Source organism: Pseudomonas sp. MDT1-17 (assembly GCF_054898105.1).
Genome location: NZ_JBUBVM010000001.1, coordinates 5,587,472 through 5,606,036, shown reverse-complemented (window position 1 = coordinate 5,606,036; position 18,565 = coordinate 5,587,472). Strand labels below are relative to the sequence as shown.

At 59.6% G+C, this 18,565-nt stretch carries 16 protein-coding genes; 8 read left to right on the top strand and 8 right to left on the bottom strand.

Annotated features, from left to right (window positions below; genetic code table 11):
* Positions 1 to 20: 20 nt before the first annotated feature.
* Complete coding sequence (gene hisD / locus ACYZTX_RS25925; protein WP_462036437.1) at positions 21 to 1,358, top strand: histidinol dehydrogenase; 1,338 nt, start codon at positions 21 to 23, stop codon at positions 1,356 to 1,358.
* A gap of 2 nt (positions 1,359 to 1,360) precedes the next feature.
* Positions 1,361 to 2,413: a histidinol-phosphate transaminase gene (hisC, locus tag ACYZTX_RS25920; protein WP_462036436.1), complete on the top strand. Its 1,053-nt coding sequence runs from the start codon at positions 1,361 to 1,363 to the stop codon at positions 2,411 to 2,413.
* Between the two features lie 103 nt (positions 2,414 to 2,516).
* Here hisC and ACYZTX_RS25915 read toward each other — a convergent pair whose 3' ends face one another.
* The 3 genes from ACYZTX_RS25915 to algW form a co-directional block, all read right to left on the bottom strand.
* Positions 2,517 to 3,236, bottom strand: a complete 720-nt coding sequence (locus ACYZTX_RS25915; RefSeq protein WP_462036435.1) for a DUF4198 domain-containing protein — start codon at positions 3,234 to 3,236, stop codon at positions 2,517 to 2,519.
* A 12-nt stretch (positions 3,237 to 3,248) separates the two neighbouring features.
* Positions 3,249 to 5,354 carry a TonB-dependent siderophore receptor gene (locus tag ACYZTX_RS25910; RefSeq protein ID WP_462036434.1) on the bottom strand — a complete coding sequence of 702 codons (2,106 nt, stop codon included), beginning with the start codon at positions 5,352 to 5,354 and terminating at the stop codon, positions 3,249 to 3,251.
* 86 nt (positions 5,355 to 5,440) lie between these two features.
* Positions 5,441 to 6,607: a Do family serine endopeptidase AlgW gene (gene algW / locus ACYZTX_RS25905; protein ID WP_462036433.1), complete on the bottom strand. Its 1,167-nt coding sequence runs from the start codon at positions 6,605 to 6,607 to the stop codon at positions 5,441 to 5,443.
* A 102-nt stretch (positions 6,608 to 6,709) separates the two neighbouring features.
* Between algW and ACYZTX_RS25900 the strand changes: the two genes are divergently transcribed.
* The 3 genes from ACYZTX_RS25900 (at position 6,710) to cysN (ending at position 10,428) form a co-directional block, all read left to right on the top strand.
* A complete protein-coding gene (locus ACYZTX_RS25900; RefSeq protein ID WP_462036432.1) occupies positions 6,710 to 7,468 on the top strand; it encodes a Nif3-like dinuclear metal center hexameric protein in 759 nt (252 codons plus the stop codon).
* A gap of 134 nt (positions 7,469 to 7,602) precedes the next feature.
* Positions 7,603 to 8,520 (top strand): sulfate adenylyltransferase subunit CysD, encoded by a 918-nt coding sequence (gene cysD, locus ACYZTX_RS25895; protein WP_283182974.1) that lies wholly within the window; start codon positions 7,603 to 7,605, stop codon positions 8,518 to 8,520.
* Positions 8,521 to 8,529: 9 nt separating this feature from the next.
* Entirely contained in the window at positions 8,530 to 10,428 is a 1,899-nt protein-coding gene (gene cysN / locus ACYZTX_RS25890) for a sulfate adenylyltransferase subunit CysN (protein WP_462036431.1), read from the top strand.
* A gap of 182 nt (positions 10,429 to 10,610) precedes the next feature.
* Here the strand turns inward: cysN and ACYZTX_RS25885 are convergent, their stop codons facing one another.
* From ACYZTX_RS25885 to ACYZTX_RS25875, 3 genes are read right to left on the bottom strand one after another with little or no spacing between them, the layout of a single operon-like run.
* Positions 10,611 to 11,516, bottom strand: coding sequence for an acyltransferase (locus ACYZTX_RS25885; RefSeq protein WP_462036430.1), 906 nt, complete (start codon positions 11,514 to 11,516; stop codon positions 10,611 to 10,613).
* Positions 11,517 to 13,616: a phosphate acetyltransferase gene (gene pta, locus ACYZTX_RS25880; RefSeq protein ID WP_462036429.1), complete on the bottom strand. Its 2,100-nt coding sequence runs from the start codon at positions 13,614 to 13,616 to the stop codon at positions 11,517 to 11,519.
* A gap of 60 nt (positions 13,617 to 13,676) precedes the next feature.
* Positions 13,677 to 14,015, bottom strand: coding sequence for a DUF3565 domain-containing protein (locus ACYZTX_RS25875; RefSeq protein WP_462036428.1), 339 nt, complete (start codon positions 14,013 to 14,015; stop codon positions 13,677 to 13,679).
* Here ACYZTX_RS25875 and ACYZTX_RS25870 point away from each other — a divergent pair.
* The 3 genes from ACYZTX_RS25870 (at position 13,984) to ACYZTX_RS25860 (ending at position 16,381) form a co-directional block, all read left to right on the top strand.
* Complete coding sequence (locus ACYZTX_RS25870; RefSeq protein ID WP_008150718.1) at positions 13,984 to 14,469, top strand: FKBP-type peptidyl-prolyl cis-trans isomerase; 486 nt, start codon at positions 13,984 to 13,986, stop codon at positions 14,467 to 14,469. The two genes, ACYZTX_RS25875 and ACYZTX_RS25870, sit on opposite strands and share 32 nt — an antisense overlap.
* Before the next feature lie 122 nt (positions 14,470 to 14,591).
* On the top strand, positions 14,592 to 15,074 hold the full coding sequence (locus tag ACYZTX_RS25865; RefSeq protein ID WP_462036427.1) for a glutathione peroxidase: 483 nt from the start codon (positions 14,592 to 14,594) through the stop codon (positions 15,072 to 15,074).
* A gap of 203 nt (positions 15,075 to 15,277) precedes the next feature.
* Entirely contained in the window at positions 15,278 to 16,381 is a 1,104-nt protein-coding gene (locus ACYZTX_RS25860; protein WP_462036426.1) for an NADH:flavin oxidoreductase, read from the top strand.
* Between the two features lie 138 nt (positions 16,382 to 16,519).
* Here the strand turns inward: ACYZTX_RS25860 and ACYZTX_RS25855 are convergent, their stop codons facing one another.
* Together ACYZTX_RS25855 and cysZ are read right to left on the bottom strand one after the other, a co-directional pair.
* Positions 16,520 to 17,719, bottom strand: a complete 1,200-nt coding sequence (locus ACYZTX_RS25855) for a glycosyltransferase family 4 protein (protein ID WP_462036425.1) — start codon at positions 17,717 to 17,719, stop codon at positions 16,520 to 16,522.
* 40 nt (positions 17,720 to 17,759) lie between these two features.
* A complete protein-coding gene (gene cysZ / locus ACYZTX_RS25850; protein WP_462036424.1) occupies positions 17,760 to 18,512 on the bottom strand; it encodes a sulfate transporter CysZ in 753 nt (250 codons plus the stop codon).
* Positions 18,513 to 18,565: the final 53 nt, after the last annotated feature.

The following is an 18,565-nucleotide window of genomic DNA, read 5'->3' as shown; positions in this document are numbered from 1 at the left end:
ATTCCTATGAGGCTCTCGCTATGACCGCACCGACTGCAATTCGCCGACTCAACGCTGCTGACCCGGATTTCGCGCATCATCTGGATCATCTGCTGAGCTGGGAAAGTGTGTCTGACGACTCGGTCAATCAGCGGGTGCTGGACATCATCAAGGCTGTGCGCGAGCGTGGCGATGCGGCGCTGGTGGAGTTCACCCAGAAGTTCGACGGCCTGCAAGTCGCGTCCATGGCGGACCTGATCCTGCCTCGCGAACGTCTGGAACTGGCCCTGACCCGAATCACCGTGCCTCAGCGTGAAGCGCTGGAAAAAGCCGCGACTCGAGTACGCAGCTACCACGAGAAACAGAAACAGGATTCCTGGAGCTACACCGAAGCCGACGGCACCGTGCTGGGCCAGAAGGTCACGCCGCTGGATCGCGCCGGCCTGTATGTACCGGGTGGCAAGGCGTCTTATCCTTCTTCGGTTCTGATGAACGCAATTCCGGCCAAGGTGGCCGGTGTGACCGAAGTGGTCATGGTGGTGCCGACGCCTCGCGGTGAAATCAACGAGCTGGTGCTGGCTGCCGCCTGCATCGCCGGTGTCGACCGCGTGTTCACCATCGGCGGCGCTCAAGCGGTCGCCGCGCTGGCTTACGGTACCGAAAGCGTGCCGAAGGTCGACAAAGTGGTCGGCCCAGGCAATATCTACGTCGCCACCGCCAAGCGCCACGTGTTTGGCCAGGTCGGCATCGATATGATCGCCGGTCCATCCGAAATCCTCGTGGTGTGCGACGGCAAGACCGATCCGGACTGGATTGCCATGGACCTGTTCTCCCAGGCCGAGCACGACGAAGACGCCCAGGCGATTCTGGTCAGCCCGGACGCCGAGTTCCTCGACAAGGTCGCCGCCAGCATCGCCAAGTTGCTGCCGACCATGGAGCGTGCCGAGATCATCGAAACGTCGATCAATGGCCGTGGTGCGCTGATCAAGGTTCGTGACATGGACCAAGCCATCGAAGTGGCCAACCGCATCGCGCCGGAACACCTTGAGTTGTCCGTTGCTGATCCGCAGGCCTGGCTGCCGCAGATCCGCCACGCCGGCGCGATCTTCATGGGCCGTCACACCTCCGAAGCCTTGGGCGACTACTGCGCCGGTCCGAACCACGTGTTGCCAACTTCCGGCACCGCGCGCTTCTCCTCGCCGCTGGGCGTGTACGACTTCCAGAAACGTTCGTCGATCATCTTCTGCTCCGAGCAGGGTGCGTCGGAACTGGGTAAAACCGCTTCCGTGCTGGCCCGTGGCGAGTCGCTGACCGCTCACGCGCGCAGTGCCGAATACCGCATCGTTGACGAAGACTTTCTTCAAGGGCAGGGGAACTGAACATGAGTAAATTCTGGAGCCCGTTCGTCAAGAATCTGGTGCCTTACGTGCCGGGCGAGCAGCCGAAACTGGCGAAACTGGTGAAGCTCAACACCAACGAAAACCCGTACGGCCCATCGCCAAAAGCCTTGGCGGCGATGCAGGCCGAACTCAATGACAACCTGCGTCTGTACCCGGACCCGAACAGCGATCTGCTCAAGCAAGCGGTCGCCAGGTACTACGGCGTGCAGGGCAATCAGGTGTTCCTCGGCAACGGTTCCGATGAAGTCCTGGCGCACATCTTTCACGGTTTGCTGCAACACGATCAGCCGCTGCTGTTCCCGGACATCAGCTACAGCTTCTATCCGGTTTACTGCGGGTTGTATGGCATCACCTTCGATGCGGTGCCGCTGGACGAGCAGTTCCAGATCAACCCGGCGGACTACGCCAAGCCGAATGGCGGGATCATCTTCCCGAATCCAAATGCACCGACGGGCTGCCTGTTGGCGCTGGATGCCGTGGAGCAAATCCTCAAGGCCAGCCCGGATTCGGTGGTCGTGGTCGATGAGGCTTACATCGACTTCGGTGGTGAGACGGCAATCAGCCTGGTGGACCGTTATCCGAACCTGCTGGTGACTCAGACGCTGTCCAAGTCCCGTTCACTGGCGGGCCTGCGGGTGGGGCTGGCGGTGGGGCATCCGGACCTGATCGAGGCGCTGGAGCGGATCAAGAACAGCTTCAACTCTTATCCGCTGGATCGCCTGGCGAATGTCGGTGCAGCCGCAGCGTTTGAAGATCGCGAGTATTTCGACAAGACCTGCCGGTTGGTCATCGAGCATCGTGAACAGGTCGTTGCGCAATTGGAAGGGAAGGGCTTTGAAGTGTTGCCGTCGGCGGCGAACTTCATTTTCGCCCGTCATCCGAAACACGATGCGGCGGGACTGGCGGCGAAGTTGCGCGAGCAAGGCGTGATCGTGCGGCATTTCAAGCAGGAGCGGATTGCCCAGTTCCTGCGGATTTCGATTGGCACACCTGAGCAGAATCAGGCACTGATCGACGGCTTAGGCGACCTCTAAGCCTGTGGGAGCGAGCCTGCTCGCGATGCGGCCATAACATTCAACATTGATGTTGAATGCAAAACCGCTATCGCGAGCAGGCTCGCTCCCACAAGGATTTGTGTTACTCGTGATGCGGTTCGCCGAGGAACGTCAACGAACTGAACACCCCGCGCGTCGCCACATCCGGATTGTCCTTCAGCGCAATCTCCATCTGCGCCGAAATCACATTCAGCCCCTCATTACGCACCACCACTTGCGCCCGGCCGTCCGCATCGGTTTCGGTACTCAACGTATTCGGTGCACTGCGATAGTCGCCAGTCAACTTCACTCCCGCCGCCGGTTTCCCATCCAGTAGCACCCGCACTGGCAGCAACTTGCCCGGCCCGACCGTCAGCGGATCAATCTCCGGCAGAATTAGCAGTTTCATCTGATCAAGCTTCGGCAACTTCGCCCCCGGCTGATAAATCGCCAGGCTGTACTTGAAGGTCTGGGTCGACTCGATCGCTCCCGGCACTTTGCTGCGTCCCTCGTTGATCCATTTTTTGTCGGTGGTCTGCGACCACATGCCGTTATCCAGTGCCACCGCCAATACAGCTGGCGGTTTCAACGGTTGCAGGCGTGCGTGGTCGGCCAGGCGCTGCACGGTCACCGGGATCATTTTACCGTTGACGTCATAAGCCCAGGCGCCGCTGATTTTCTGCGCCTTGAAGGCGTTGTCTTCGGCACCGTGGCCGTAAATCACTTCGATATTGCCGCGACGTTGTTCGGTCCAGAGGCCATGGGCTGAGACCTGGGTGGCGAAAAACAGGCCGAACAGTGCCAGAGGTTTGAGGTGTTGCATGGGAACTTCCTTTTACAGATTGAGTGTCAGGCTGACGGTGAAATTGCGCGGCTCGCCGGGGTTGACCCAGTAGTTGCTGTAGGAGCGCTCGTAGTATTTCTCGTCGAAAAGGTTGTTCAGATTCAGGCCCACGGTGACATTTTCGCTGGCCTTGTAATGGGCCAGCAGGTCGACGGTGTGGTAAGCCGGCAATTCGAATTCGCCGCCGGCTTCACCCGAACGATCGCCGACATAAGTGAAGGAGGCACCGACGTCCGAGCCGCGCAAACGACCATCCTGGAACTCATAAACTCCCAGCAGACTGCCGCTGCGTTTGGCCACGCCGAGGATTCGGCTGCCAGCTGGAATGACCTTGTCGCCCTCGGTGACTTCGGCATCGATGTAGGCGAAGGCACCGATCACCCGCGCGGCGTCAGTCACTTGCCCGGTGACTTGCAGGTCGAATCCCTGGCTGCGGGCCTTGCCCATGGCGCGACTGCTGTCCGTGCCCGGGTCGAGTGCGAGGACGTTTTCCTTTTCGATATGAAAGGCGGCGAGGGTGGTGCTCAAGCGGTCGTCGAACAGCTCGCTCTTGATCCCGACTTCATAGCCGACACCTTCTTCCGGGTCGAAGGATTTACCGGCGAAGTCCAGGCCGTTGTTCGGTTTGAACGAGGTGGAGGCGTTGGCGAATACCCCGACCTCAGGCGTCAGTTGGTAGAGCAGGCCGGCGCGTTGAGTCAGGGCTTCGTGGCGCTGGCGGCTGGTGGAGCCACGGTTGTGATCGTCGATGCGTTGCTCAAAATGTTCGAAGCGCGCACCGAGCATGCCTCGCAGCTTGTCGGTGAAGACGATCTGGTCCTGCAGGTTCAGCGCGTGGCTTTCGAGGTGTTCAAAGAAATCACTGCCCGAGCGCGCACCATTGGGTTTCGGTTGGCCGTAGACCGGCTGATAAATATCGATGGCGTAGGGGCCGCCGGCAATGGTCGTGACCCGTTCGTTTTTGCGGAAGCTCTCGTACTCGCTGCCAATCAGCAGTTCGTGTTGCCAGCTACCGAGGTCGAACAGACCGCGCAATTCGAGTTGGGTGATGCTGTCGTGCCAATTGGTATCGCGCTCGCGATATCGTCGATTGACGGTGCGACCGTCGGCATTCAGCGGGCGATTTTCCGAGGCGTAACCCCAGAGTTGGCCTTCCTTGTAATGGCTGGCCAGACGCAATTTCCAGCTGTCGTTGAGATGATGTTCGAGCGCAGCTTGCAGACTGTTGTTGTGGTTATCAATGTCGCCATCGTTAGGTTCGCCTAGGAAAGTCGAGCGAGAAACGCCACTCCATTTATTGTTAGGCGCGACGATGCCGCGATCGAACGTGGAACTGTGACGCACGAATTCGCTCTCCACCAAGAGGCTGGTGTCCGGGTTCAGTTGCCAACTGAAGGAGGGCGCGACGAACACTCGCTGGCTGTTCACATGATCACGAAAGCTGTGGTTGTCCTCGACGGCCAGGTTGATTCGAGACAACACGTTGGCGTCGTCATCCAGCGGCGTGTTGATGTCCAGCGCAGTGCGATAACGATCCCAACTGCCGGCGCTGGTTTGCAGGGTGGTGAAGGCTTCGGGCTGGGGTTTCTTGGTGACGATGTTTACCGTGCCGCCCGGATCGCCACGTCCATAGAGACTGGCGGCGGGGCCTTTGAGCACTTCGATGCGCTCGATGTTGGCCACGTCCGGCGTACTCGGGTAACCACGGTTGGCGCTGAAGCCATCCTTGTAGAACTCCGACGTGGTGAAGCCGCGCACGCTGTATTCATAAAGCGTCAGGCCGCCGAAGTTGTTCTGCTTCGACACACCGCCGGCAAAATCGAGGGCACGCTCGACGCTGGTGCTGCCTAGATCGTTAAGCACGCTGACGGGAATGACGCTGATGGATTGCGGTATATCGCGGATCGCGGTGTCGGTTTTGGTCGCGCTGGAAGAGCGCGTAGCGCGGTAACCCTTGACCGGGCCGGTGGGCGATTCGTAGTCGGAGGTGACGCTGATGGCGTCCAGTTCGAGGGTGCCGGACTCTTCGGCGAAGACCGGATCCCCCAGCAGGCCGAGGGCAATACTTGCCACGGAAGCCATTGTTCGAGACGACATGTTATGTTGTTCCAATTTAGATATTGAAACAATATAACATGTCTAATGAGAATGTCTGCTGTTAGCCCGAGAGTCTCGGGCCAGCGTTAGTCTTCTTCTTTCTCTTTGGCCTGCACTGGCGCAGGTGGCGGACGCAAACCGATCTCGGCGGTCAGCTTGAGCTCTTTGCCGTTGCGCATCACCTGGATCGTGACCTTGTCGGTCGGTTTGATCCGCGCGACCTGGTTCATCGAGCGGCGACCATCGCCAGCCGGCTCGCCGTCGATGCTGAGGATCACGTCACCCAATTGCAGACCGGCCTTCTGCGCCGGACCGTCGCGGAAAATTCCCGCGACCACAATGCCCGGACGCCCCGACAGACCAAACGATTCCGCCAGTTCCTGAGTCAACGGCTGCACTTCGATACCGAGCCAGCCACGAATGACCTGGCCGTGTTCGATGATCGACTTCATCACTTCCATGGCCAGTTTCACCGGGATCGCGAAACCGATGCCCTGGGAGCCGCCGGACTTGGAGAAGATCGCCGTGTTGATGCCTGTCAGGTTGCCGTTGGCATCCACCAGCGCACCGCCGGAGTTGCCTGGGTTGATCGCGGCGTCGGTCTGGATGAAGTCTTCGTAGTTGTTCAGGCCCAGCTGATTGCGCCCGGTGGCACTGATGATGCCCATGGTCACGGTCTGGCCGACGCCGAACGGGTTACCAATGGCCAGGGCGACGTCGCCGATGCGGATGTTGTCGGAACGCCCGACCGTGATCGATGGCAAGTTCTTCAGATCAATTTTCAATACGGCAAGGTCGGTTTCCGGGTCGCTGCCGATTACACGGGCGAGGGTTTCACGACCGTCCTTGAGCGCCACCACGATCTGGTCGGCGCCGCTGGTCACATGGTTATTGGTCAGCAGGTAACCTTCCGGGCTCATGATCACGCCGGAGCCGAGGCTCGATTCCATGCGCTTCTGTTTGGGCGAGTTGTCGCCGAAGAAGCGGCGGAACTGCGGGTCCTCGAACAATGGATGGTTCGGTTTGTTGATGACTTTGGTGGTGTACAGGTTGACCACCGACGGCGCCGCCGTGGTCACCGCGTCGGCATAGGACACGGGGCCCTGTTGCATGGTGGTTGTTTGCGGGGCTTGCTGCATGTTGACGTCGAGGCTCGGAAGCCCGACCCACTCCGGGTAACGCTGGATTATCAATAGAGCGATAAGCACGCCGGCCAATAGCGGCCAGCCGGAAAAACGCAGCGCCTTGAGCATTAAGCACGTCCTGAGAGGTTGCAGGCGGTATGAGACCGCCCATAATGTCGCGCATTATACGAGGCGAAGCATGCCTCTGAACGGGATATTTAGGAGTCTTTTATGGCCGTCGCCTTGAGCACCCTGGTCGAAGAAGCCGACCGTTACCTTAACAGTGCAAAGATTGCCGACTACTGCCCCAACGGGTTGCAGGTCGAAGGCCGGCCGCAGGTGATGCGCATCGTCAGTGGCGTCACCGCCAGCCAGGCGTTGCTCGACGCTGCTGTGGAAGCCAACGCCGACCTGGTGCTGGTGCATCACGGCTATTTCTGGAAGGGCGAGAATCCGTGCATCACCGGCATGAAGCAGCGTCGGTTGAAAACCCTGCTCAAGCACGATATCAGCCTGTTGTCCTACCATCTGCCGCTGGATCTGCACCCAGAAGTCGGCAATAACGTGCAGCTGGCACGTCAGTTGGACATCACCGTTGAAGGCCCGCTGGACCCGGACAACCTCAAAGTGGTCGGCCTGGTCGGTTCATTGAGCGAGCCAGTGACGCCCCGCGATTTTGCCCGTCGCGTGCAAGAAGTCATGGGACGCGAGCCGTTGCTGATTGAAGGCAGCGAGATGATCCGCCGTGTTGGCTGGTGTACCGGTGGCGGTCAGGGCTATATCGATCAGGCCGTGCTGGCTGGCGTTGACTTGTACCTCAGCGGTGAGGCGTCCGAGCAGACCTTCCACAGCGCCCGGGAAAACAACATCAGCTTCATCGCCGCCGGCCACCACGCCACCGAGCGCTATGGTGTTCAGGCGCTGGGGGATTATCTGGCGCGGCGTTTTGCCCTTGAACACATCTTCATCGATTGCCCGAACCCCATCTGAGGGCCAAACGAGGGGGTATATTCATATACCCTTTCGATCTAGTCGGTGTCCTGATTAGAAGAGGTCGCTGTGCTAGGATTCCCCGCTCGAACACGGCCCGCTGGCCGTCCATAAGATCGTTTTCGTGAGTAGCCATGGTCGACAAACTGACGCATCTGAAACAGCTGGAGGCCGAAAGCATCCACATCATCCGCGAGGTCGCCGCCGAGTTCGATAACCCGGTGATGCTGTACTCCGTCGGTAAAGACTCCGCCGTGATGCTGCACCTTGCGCGCAAAGCATTCTTCCCGGGCAAACTGCCGTTCCCGGTGATGCACGTCGACACCCGGTGGAAGTTCAAGGAAATGTACGCGTTCCGCGACCGCATGGTCGAAGAACTCGGCCTGGACCTGATCGTGCACGTGAACCCCGATGGCGTCGCGCAGGGCATCAACCCGCTGACCCACGGCAGCGCCAAGCACACCGACATCATGAAAACCGAAGGCCTCAAGCAGGCCCTCGACAAGTATGGTTTCGATGCCGCTTTCGGTGGTGCCCGTCGTGACGAAGAGAAATCCCGTGCCAAAGAGCGCGTGTATTCCTTCCGCGACACCAAGCACCGCTGGGACCCGAAAAACCAGCGTCCCGAGTTGTGGAACGTCTACAACGGCAAGGTCAACAAGGGCGAATCGATCCGCGTGTTCCCTTTGTCGAACTGGACCGAACTGGACATCTGGCAGTACATCTACCTCGAAGGCATCCCGATTGTGCCGCTGTATTTCGCCGCCGAGCGCGACGTCATCGAGATGAATGGCACCTGGATCATGATTGACGACGAACGTCTGCTCAATCACCTGAGCGATGAAGACAAGGCGCGTATCGTCAAGAAGAAGGTCCGTTTCCGTACACTCGGCGACTACCCGTTGACCGGTGCGGTCGAGTCCGAGGCCATCAGCCTGACCGACATCATTCAGGAAATGCTCCTGACGCGAACTTCCGAACGCCAGGGCCGGGTCATCGATCACGATGGCGCCGGCTCGATGGAAGAAAAGAAACGTCAGGGTTATTTCTAAGGGGTTGTCATGTCGCATCAATCTGAGTTGATCAGCGAGGACATCCTCGCCTATCTGGGCCAGCACGAACGCAAGGAAATGCTGCGCTTTCTTACCTGTGGCAACGTCGACGACGGCAAGAGCACCCTGATCGGGCGCCTGCTGCACGACTCCAAAATGATCTACGAAGATCACCTGGAAGCCATTACCCGCGACTCGAAAAAAGTCGGCACCACTGGCGATGACATCGACCTGGCATTACTGGTCGACGGCCTGCAGGCCGAGCGGGAGCAGGGCATCACCATCGATGTCGCTTACCGTTATTTCTCCACCGCCAAGCGCAAATTCATCATCGCCGACACCCCTGGCCATGAGCAGTACACGCGCAACATGGCCACCGGTGCGTCCACCTGTGACCTGGCGATCATCCTGGTCGATGCCCGTTACGGCGTGCAGACCCAGACCCGTCGCCACAGCTTCATTGCCTCGTTGCTCGGCATCAAACACATCGTTGTCGCCATCAACAAGATGGACCTCAACGGCTTCGACGAAACCGTCTTCGAGTCGATCAAGGCCGATTACCTGAAGTTCGCCGAAGGCATCGCGTTCAAGCCGACCACCATGGCGTTCGTGCCGATGTCTGCCCTCAAGGGTGACAACGTGGTGAACAAGTCCGAGCGCTCGCCGTGGTACACCGGCCAGTCGCTGATGGAAATTCTTGAAACCGTCGAAATCGCCAACGACCGCAACTACACCGACCTGCGTTTCCCGGTGCAGTACGTCAACCGCCCGAACCTGAACTTCCGTGGTTTTGCCGGTACCCTGGCCAGCGGCGTCGTGCACAAAGGTGACGAAGTCGTTGTGCTGCCGTCGGGCAAGAGCAGCCGCGTGAAATCCATCGTCACCTTCGAAGGTGAGCTGGAGCACGCCGGCCCAGGTCAGGCTGTCACGCTGACCATGGAAGACGAGATCGACATCTCTCGCGGCGACTTGCTGGTGCACGCCGATAACCAGCCGCAAGTGACTGACGCGTTTGACGCCATGCTGGTGTGGATGGCTGAAGAGCCGATGCTGCCGGGCAAGAAATACGACATCAAACGCGCCACCACTTATGTGCCGGGTTCGATCACCAGCATCGTCAACCGCGTTGACGTGAACACCCTGGAAGAAGGTGCGGCCAGTTCGTTGCATCTGAACGAGATCGGTCGGGTCAAGATCAGCCTCGACGCGGCCATCGCGCTGGACGGTTACGCGAGCAACCGCACCACCGGTTCGTTCATCGTCATCGATCGTTTGACCAATGGCACCGTTGCGGCCGGCATGATCATCGCTCAGCCGTTGAGCCATGGCACCCGCACGCATCACGGTAAACTGGCTCACGTTGCCACCGAAGAACGTGCCCAGCGCTTCGGCCAGCAACCGGCCACCGTGTTGTTCAGCGGTTTGTCGGGCGCGGGCAAAAGCACCCTGGCTTACGCGGTTGAACGCAAGCTGTTCGACATGGGCCGTGCGGTGTTTGTACTCGATGGTCAGAACTTGCGTCACGACCTGAACAAAGGTCTGCCACAGGACCGCGCCGGGCGTACCGAGAACTGGCGTCGCGCGGCGCACGTTGCGCGTCAGTTCAACGAAGCCGGTCTGCTGACCTTGGCAGCCTTCGTTGCTCCGAGTGCCGAAGGTCGTGAGCAAGCCAGGGAGCTGATCGGCAAGGAGCGTCTGCTGACGGTCTACGTCCAGGCCTCTCCGACGGTCTGTGCCGAGCGTGATCCGCAAGGCTTGTACGCAGCGGCCGGGGATAACATCCCGGGCGATTCCTTCCCGTACGACGTGCCGCTGGACGCCGACCTTGTGGTCGACACCCAGTCGCTGTCGCTGGAAGAAAGCGTCAAGCAAGTGCTGGATCTGCTGCGTCAACGTGGCGCGATCTAAGCGTTAGCCGTTAATAAAAAACCCGCCGATGAGTGATCATCGGCGGGTTTTTTTGTGTCCTTGAAACCGCCTTCGCGAGCAGGCTCGCTCCCACAGGATTTATGTCAGTCACAGAGTTTGTGTACCAACCAGATCACTGTGGGAGCGAGCCTGCTCGCGAAGGGGCCGGTACAGTCACCTGATTACTTGCCTGGATACTCGCGATGCATCTGCGCAAGCAGCGCATCCTTGTCTTCCCACAACTGATTGATCCAGCCCTGAAACTGCAGTCGGTATTCCCCATCCTGATCGTAGTTCTTGCCAATGAACTGCGGCGGAATCTTCAGTTCCTGAAAGTGCACCACCACATCCTTCACATTCCCGCAGAGCAGATCCCAGTAACCGGGACGCCCGGCCGGATAGTGAATGGTCACGTTGACGATGGCTTCCAGCTGCTCACCCATGGCATCCAGCACAAACGCAATACCGCCCGCTTTCGGTTTGAGCAAGTGGCGCAATGGTGATTTCTGCTGGGCATGCTTGCCTTTGGTGAAGCGTGTGCCTTCGACGAAGTTGAAAATCCCCACCGGGTTATTGCGGAACTTGTCGCAGGTCTTGCGGGTGGTTTCCAGGTCTTTGCCTTTCTTCTCCGGGTGCTTTTCCAGGTAGGCCTTGGAGTAGCGCTTCATGAACGGAAAACCGAGCGCCCACCACGCCAGGCCAATCACCGGCACCCAGATCAGTTCCTGTTTGAGGAAGAACTTCAGCGGGCGAATTTTCCGGTTCAGCACGTACTGCAGCACCATGATGTCGACCCAGCTCTGGTGGTTGCTGGTGATCAAATACGAGTGCTGATAGTCCAGGCCTTCGAGGCCGCTGAGCGTCCAGCGCGTGTGCCCCAGCAAGTCCATCCAGGCTTTGTTGTTGCTGATCCAGGCTTCGTGGATGTGGCCCATCAGCCAATCGGTAAAACGCTGGGCGGCGGGGAAGGGCAGCAGCAGTTTGAAGATCGCCACGATGAACAGCGGGGTGCAGCAGGCAATCGTGTTCAATGCCAACAACAACGAGGCAATGACGCCTCGCAGCGGTGCAGGTAGGGAATCCAGCATTTAAAGATCCAAAGGTCGGTTGGCAGCTTGAATCGCGGTCAACGCGATGGTGTAGACGATGTCGTCGACTTGCGCGCCGCGCGGCAGGTCGTTCACCGGTTTGCGCAGGCCTTGCAGCATCGGCCCGAGGCTGACGCAGTCGGCGCTGCGCTGTACGGCTTTGTGGGTGGTGTTGCCGGTGTTCAGGTCGGGGAATACGAACACTGTGGCGCGACCGGCGACCTGACTGTTCGGCGCCAGTTGCCGGGCGACGGTTTCGTTGGCGGCGGCGTCGTATTGCAATGGGCCGTCGATCAACAGCGAGTGCTGTTGTTCGTGGGCGAGCAATGTCGCTTCGCGAACCTTCTCGACTTCTTCGCCGCTGGCCGATTCTCCGCTGGAGTAGCTGATCATCGCCACGCGTGGGGTGATGCCGAATGCAGCTGCCGAGTCGGCGCTTTGCAGCGCGATCTCGGCCAGTTCGCTGGCGCTCGGGTGCGGGTTCATCACGCAGTCGCCGTAGACCAGCACTTCTTCGGGAAAGAGCATGAAGAACACCGACGACACCAACGTGCAGCCCGGCGCCGTTTTAATCAACTGCAACGCCGGGCGGATGGTGTTGGCGGTGGAGTGAATGACCCCGGACACGAGGCCGTCGACCTCATCCAGCGCCAGCATCATGGTGCCGATCACCACGGTGTCTTCCAGTTGCTGCTCGGCCATCGGCGCGTTGAGGCTTTTGCTTTTGCGCAGGGCGACCATCGGCTCGACGTAGCGCTCGCGAATCAGGTCCGGGTCAAGAATCTCCAGCCCCGGCGGCAACTCGATGCCTTGGGCGCGGGCGACGGCTTCGACGTCCTCCGGCTTCGCCAGCAACACACAACGGGCGATACCGCGTGCCTGACAGATCGCTGCGGCTTGCACCGTCAGCGGCTCGCTGCCTTCGGGCAGAACGATGCGCTTGTTGGCGGCCTGGGCATGCTGAATCAATTGATAGCGGAACACCGCTGGCGACAGGCGCATTTCCCGTGGCGTACCGCAGCGCTGGTGCAGCCAGTTCGCGTCCAGATGGCTGGCGACGAAATCGGTGATGATCTCCGCGCGCTCGCGGTCGTCGATCGGTATTTCCTTGTTCAAGCCGTTCAACTGGTTGGCAGTGTCGTAGGAGCCAGTGCTAACCGACAACACCGGCAGGCCAGCCTGCAAGGCGCCACGGCACAGGTCCATGATGCGCGGGTCGGGCAGGGTGTCGCTGGTCAGCAACAGGCCGGCCAGAGGCACGCCGTTCATGGCAGCGAGGCTGACGGCGAGGATGATGTCGTCGCGATCGCCGGGTGTCACCACCAACACGCCGGGTTTGAGCAGTTCCACGGTGTTGCGCATGGTGCGGGCGCAGATGATGATTTTGGTCATGCGCCGGGTTTCGTAGTCACCGGCATTGAGAATTTGCGCGCCCATCAGGTCGGCGACGTCGCGGGTCCGCGGGGCGTTCAATTCCGGCTGGAACGGGATGCAACCCAGCAGACGGAAATCGCCACTGCGCAGCAACGGCGAATGCTCTTTCAAGCGCGAAGCGAAGGCCTCCATGCTCTCGTCGGTTTTGACTTTGTTGAGGATCACGCCGAGGACTTTCGGGTCTTTCGGGCCGCCGAACAATTGCGCCTGCAATTCCACGCGGCCGGACAGTTCGGTCAACACTTCATTTTCCGGCGCCGAGACCAGGATCACTTCGGCATCGAGGCTCTTGGCCAAATGCAGATTGACCCGCGCGGCGTAGCTGGCGCTGCGGGTCGGGACCATGCCTTCGACGATCAGCACGTCTTTGCCGACGGCCGCCTGCTGATAGAGGGTGATGATTTCTTCGAGCAGCTCATCCAGCTGACCGTCGCCGAGCATGCGCTCGACATGGGCCAGGCCGAGCGGCTGAGGCGGCTTGAGGCCGTGGGTGCGCGCCACCAGTTCGGTCGACCGTTCAGGCCCGGTGTCGCCCGGATGCGGCTGGGCAATCGGCTTGAAAAAGCCGACTTTGAGGCCGGCCCGCTCAAGGGTACGTACCAGCCCGAGGCTGATGGAGGTCAGACCCACACCAAAATCGGTGGGTGCGATAAAAAAAGTTTGCATGCGAATTCTCTAAGGGAGCATGGCAAAGGCGATCATCTATGACTGACGACCTACCGAAATTCAGTCGCCAAGGTTATCGCTAACCGAGCCTTGTGCGCACCAACCGCAATCAAAGGGCTGGCCTATTTTTTCAATACGTTGCGCGGGGTCAAGCACCCAGGCGCGCGATTGCCACGGCGGCTGGTGGCGCAGGTGCTGGGTGTGACCGCAGGAAAGCTCGGCCACCCAGTGCCCGTCCTCATCCTGATGGAAACCTGTGACCGTCGAGCCTTTCGCCGCGGCCCGTCTGTCCGGGTTGTGTTCGCTTTCGGGCGATTGCTTCGCTAAACTTGGCCATTCTTCATTCTTATGCAAAAGGTCTCGCCCCATGCTGATCGCCGCCAATAAGGCTGTCTCCATCGACTATACCCTGACCAACGACGCTGGTGAGGTCATCGACAGCTCCGCCGGCGGCGCGCCGCTGGTCTACCTGCAAGGCGCAGGTAACATCATTCCAGGCCTGGAAAAGGCGCTGGAAGGCAAAACAGTCGGTGACGAACTGACAGTTGCCGTAGAACCTGAAGATGCCTACGGCGAATACGCTGCCGAATTGGTCAGCACGTTGAGCCGCAGCATGTTCGAAGGCGTCGATGAGCTGGAAGTGGGCATGCAGTTCCACGCATCCGCTCCGGACGGCCAAATGCAAATCGTCACCATTCGTGACCTGGACGGCGACGATGTCACCGTCGACGGCAACCACCCGTTGGCCGGTCAGCGCCTGAATTTCCAGGTCAAGATCATCGACATCCGTGATGCCAGCCAGGAAGAAATCGCTCATGGTCACGTCCATGGCGAAGGTGGCCATCACCACTGATTTTCTGCGCTAAGCTCAGAGTACTGGAGAGGCGCCCGAGGGCGCCTTTTTAGTCCGCGGCTGTCCATGGTGACACCGCCAAGTGGCTGTTTAGAGAAGAACACGGGAATTTGGAGTTCGTCATGAGTGCTTTTCACGACCTTAAATTGACAGGCCTGGATGGTCAGGAACTACCTCTGGCGCCCTTCAAGGGGCACGTCGTGCTGGTGGTCAACGTCGCCTCCAAATGCGGCTTGACCCCACAGTACGCGGCGCTGGAAAACCTCTACCAGCAATACAAGGACAAAGGCTTCAGCGTGCTGGGCCTGCCGTGCAACCAGTTTGCCGGGCAGGAACCGGGTACCGAGCAAGAAATCCAGGAGTTTTGCAGCCTCAACTATGGCGTGACCTTTCCGTTGTCCAGCAAGCTGGAAGTCAACGGTCATGATCGTCATCAGTTGTACCGTCTGCTGGCGGGCGAGGGTGCTGAGTTTCCCGGTGACATTACCTGGAACTTCGAAAAATTCCTGCTCGGCAAGGATGGTCGCGTGCTGGCGCGGTTCTCGCCGCGCACGCCGCCGGATGATCCGTCTGTCATTCAGGCGATCGAAAAAGCGCTGAGCTAATAAAGATCAAAAGATCGCAGCCTTCGGCAGCTCCTACAGGTGTACACGTTCCCACGTAGGAGCTGCCGAAGGCTGCGATCTTTTGATTCTCTCTTTTGATCCTAAATCACCGAAATCAATAGTGCTGGGCATCGCTTGAGCTTCCACATATTATCGCCGTCATAAAATTATACCCCGTCGATATCGTTTCCGTGGAGCGCCACATGCCCGTCAAAGCCCTGTTCAAACCGTTCCACCTCGGCACCCTTGAATTGCCGACTCGCGTCGTCATGGCGCCGATGACCCGCTCGTTTTCGCCGGGTGGCGTTCCCAACTCCAAAGTGATCGAGTACTACCGTCGTCGCGCTGCTGCAGGCGTCGGCCTGATCATCACCGAAGGCACCACCGTCGGCCACAAGGCTTCCAACGGCTACCCGAACGTGCCGCACTTCTACGGTGAAGCAGCGCTGGCCGGCTGGAAGAAAGTGGTCGACGCGGTTCATGCTGAAGGCGGCAAGATCGTTCCGCAGCTGTGGCATGTCGGCAGCGTGCGCCGCATCGGCACCGAGCCGGACGCCAGCGTGCCGGGTTATGGCCCGTCGGAGAAATTGAAGGACGGTCAGGTCGTGGTTCACGGCATGACTAAACAAGATATCCAGGACGTGATCGCCGCGTTCGCCCAGGCCGCCAAAGATGCCCAGAGCATCGGCATGGACGGCGTGGAAATTCACGGTGCCCATGGCTACCTCGTGGACCAGTTCTTCTGGGAAGGCAGCAATCAGCGCACCGACGAATACGGCGGTAGCCTGGCCAACCGTTCGCGTTTCGCCATCGAACTGATTCAGGCGGTGCGTGCGGCGGTCGGTGAAGGCTTCCCGATTATTTTCCGTTTCTCCCAATGGAAGCAGCAGGATTACACCGCGCGTCTGGTGCAAACACCCGAAGCGTTGGGCGAATTCCTCAAACCATTGTCCGACGCCGGCGTGGATATTTTCCACTGCTCGACGCGCCGTTTCTGGGAGCCGGAATTCGACGGTTCCGAGCTGAACCTGGCAGGCTGGGCCCGCAAGCTCACTGGCAAGCCGACCATCACGGTGGGCAGTGTCGGCCTGGACGGCGAGTTCCTGCAGTTCATGGTCAACACCGACAAGATCGCGCAGCCGGCCAGCCTGGAAAAACTGCTGGAGCGTTTGAACAATGATGAGTTCGACCTGGTGGCGGTAGGTCGTGCGCTGCTGGTGGACCCGGACTGGGCGCAGAAAGTGCGTGATGGCCGCGAAGAAGACATCCTGCCGTTCAGCCGTGAGGCGTTGATGACCCTGGTTTAAGCGCTGTCCTCTGATCAATCTTCAGAATAAAAGACATCAAGACAGTTGCTCCCACATTCGACCGCATTTCTCTGGAAGAACACGGTCACCTGTGGGAGCGAGCTTGCTCGCGAAGACTGACTGACAGTCTCCGAAAAACTAGGGTACTGTCGATGCATTCGGCACCACCTGCTCCCCAACACAAGCCCCGCGCAACTGCCCTTCAAACTGTTCGATAATCGCCGCCCAGCCCTGGCGACTCGCATGCTGACGCGCATTAAGCCGTACGCAGCGCAAGGTTTCGCGCTTTTCCAGCAGCCAACACGCCGCATCGCAGAACGCCTCTTCGTCCCCCGGCATCGCCAGTACACCGTTGTAGCCATGGCGGATGTGCTGAGCCGCCGCCGCTTGATCGTAAGCCACCACACCCAAACCCGAAGCCAGCGCCTCAAGCACCACGTTGCCGAAAGTCTCGGTCAGGCTCGGAAACAGAAACACATCCCCCGATGCATAGTGACTGGCCAGGGCTTCGCCGCGTTGTGAACCACAGAAAATCGCCTCGGGCAGTTCCTTCTCAAGTGCCGCTCGTTGCGGACCGTCGCCGACCACGATCAATTTTATTGTTCGCTGTGGATAAATTGCTTTCAGCGCATCGAAACTGCGCTTGAGCAGCCCGAGATTTTTCTCCGGTGCCAGACGTCCTACGTGGATGACAGCAATGTCGTCGTTACCCACTCCCCAACTCTCACGCAGGGCGTTAATCCGCTTGGTCGGGTGAAACAATTGGCTGTCGACCCCTCGCGACAGCAACGCCAGACGCTCGAAATGCCGGCGCTCCAGTTCCAGCCGCTGGCTGACGCTGGGCACCAGGGTCAGGGTCGAGCGATTGTGAAACCAGCGCAGGTAATGCGTCAGCAAACGTGTCAGCAACCCGAGCCCATATTGGCTGGAGTACTGCTGGAAATTGGTGTGAAAACCGCTGACCACCGAAATCCCCAAGCGCCGTGCCGCGCGCAACGCCGACAATCCCAGCGGTCCTTCCGTGGCGATGTACAGCACGTCCGGCCGATGACGCTTCCAGCGCCGCAGCAGTTTGTGCATCGACGACTGGCCCCATTGCAAGCCGGGGTAGCCCGGCAGTGGCCAGCCCCGACACAGCAACAACGCATCGTCGCTGCCCAGCTGCTGGTCGCAACCCTGACGCGGTCGCACCAATTCCACCTGATGCCCGCGCGCGCGCAAGCCGTCGCACAAGCGGCCAAGGGTATTGGCTACGCCGTTGATTTCCGGAGGGAAGGTTTCGGTGATCAGAGTGATATGCAGAGCTGTCGTCATGACCTCAGTGTCGGCTGAGGCCATGTCGTCAGTGTGACGGTGGGATGATGGATTTGTGACCGGGTCAGCGCTGGGTCACCAGGTTTTCAGCGCCGCGCTCGCGCACCCAGAACAAGGTCGCTCCCGCCACGGCGGCCGGCATCATCAGGATGTTGACCACCGGAATCAGCAGCACCAGATAAACACTCCCGCCGAAGCTCATGCTCTGCCAGCGCTTCTCGCGCAACCAGGCGAGCATCTCGTTCCAGCCCAGTTTGTGGTTATCCGCCGGGTAGTCGATGTACTGGATCGCCATCATCCACACCCCGAACAGCAACCACAGTGGCGCAGCGATGATGTTCACTACCGGAATGAACGAGAGGATGAACAACCCGATGGCGCGCGGCAGAAAGTAACCGAGTTTGCGCATCTCCCGGGCCAGGGTGCGCGGGACCATGGCAATCAGTTCGCCCCAGCTGAAGGCCGGGAAGTCGTCGGTGCCCCGCACCACGACTTCGACTTTTTCCGCCAGAAAGCCGTTGAATGGCGCGGCGATGATGTTGGCCAGCATGGTGAAGGTAAAGAACACCATCAACACCACCAGCACCACAAACAATGGCCAGAGGACATAACCGAGAAAACTCAACCAGTCGGGCAGGGACGGCATCAATGTATCGACCCACAGGCTGAATTGATGGCTGGCCAGGTAGATCAATCCGACGAACAGCACCAGGTTGATCACCAGGGGCAACAATACGAACAAGCGCAGGCTTGGGCTCAGGACCAGCTTGAGGCCTTCGCGCAGGTATTGCGGGCCGGACAGAACGGGGGCGGGCATAACGTGCTCCGAGCAAAGGGGAAACGCGCCGACCTTACCGGCTTTGCCTGACG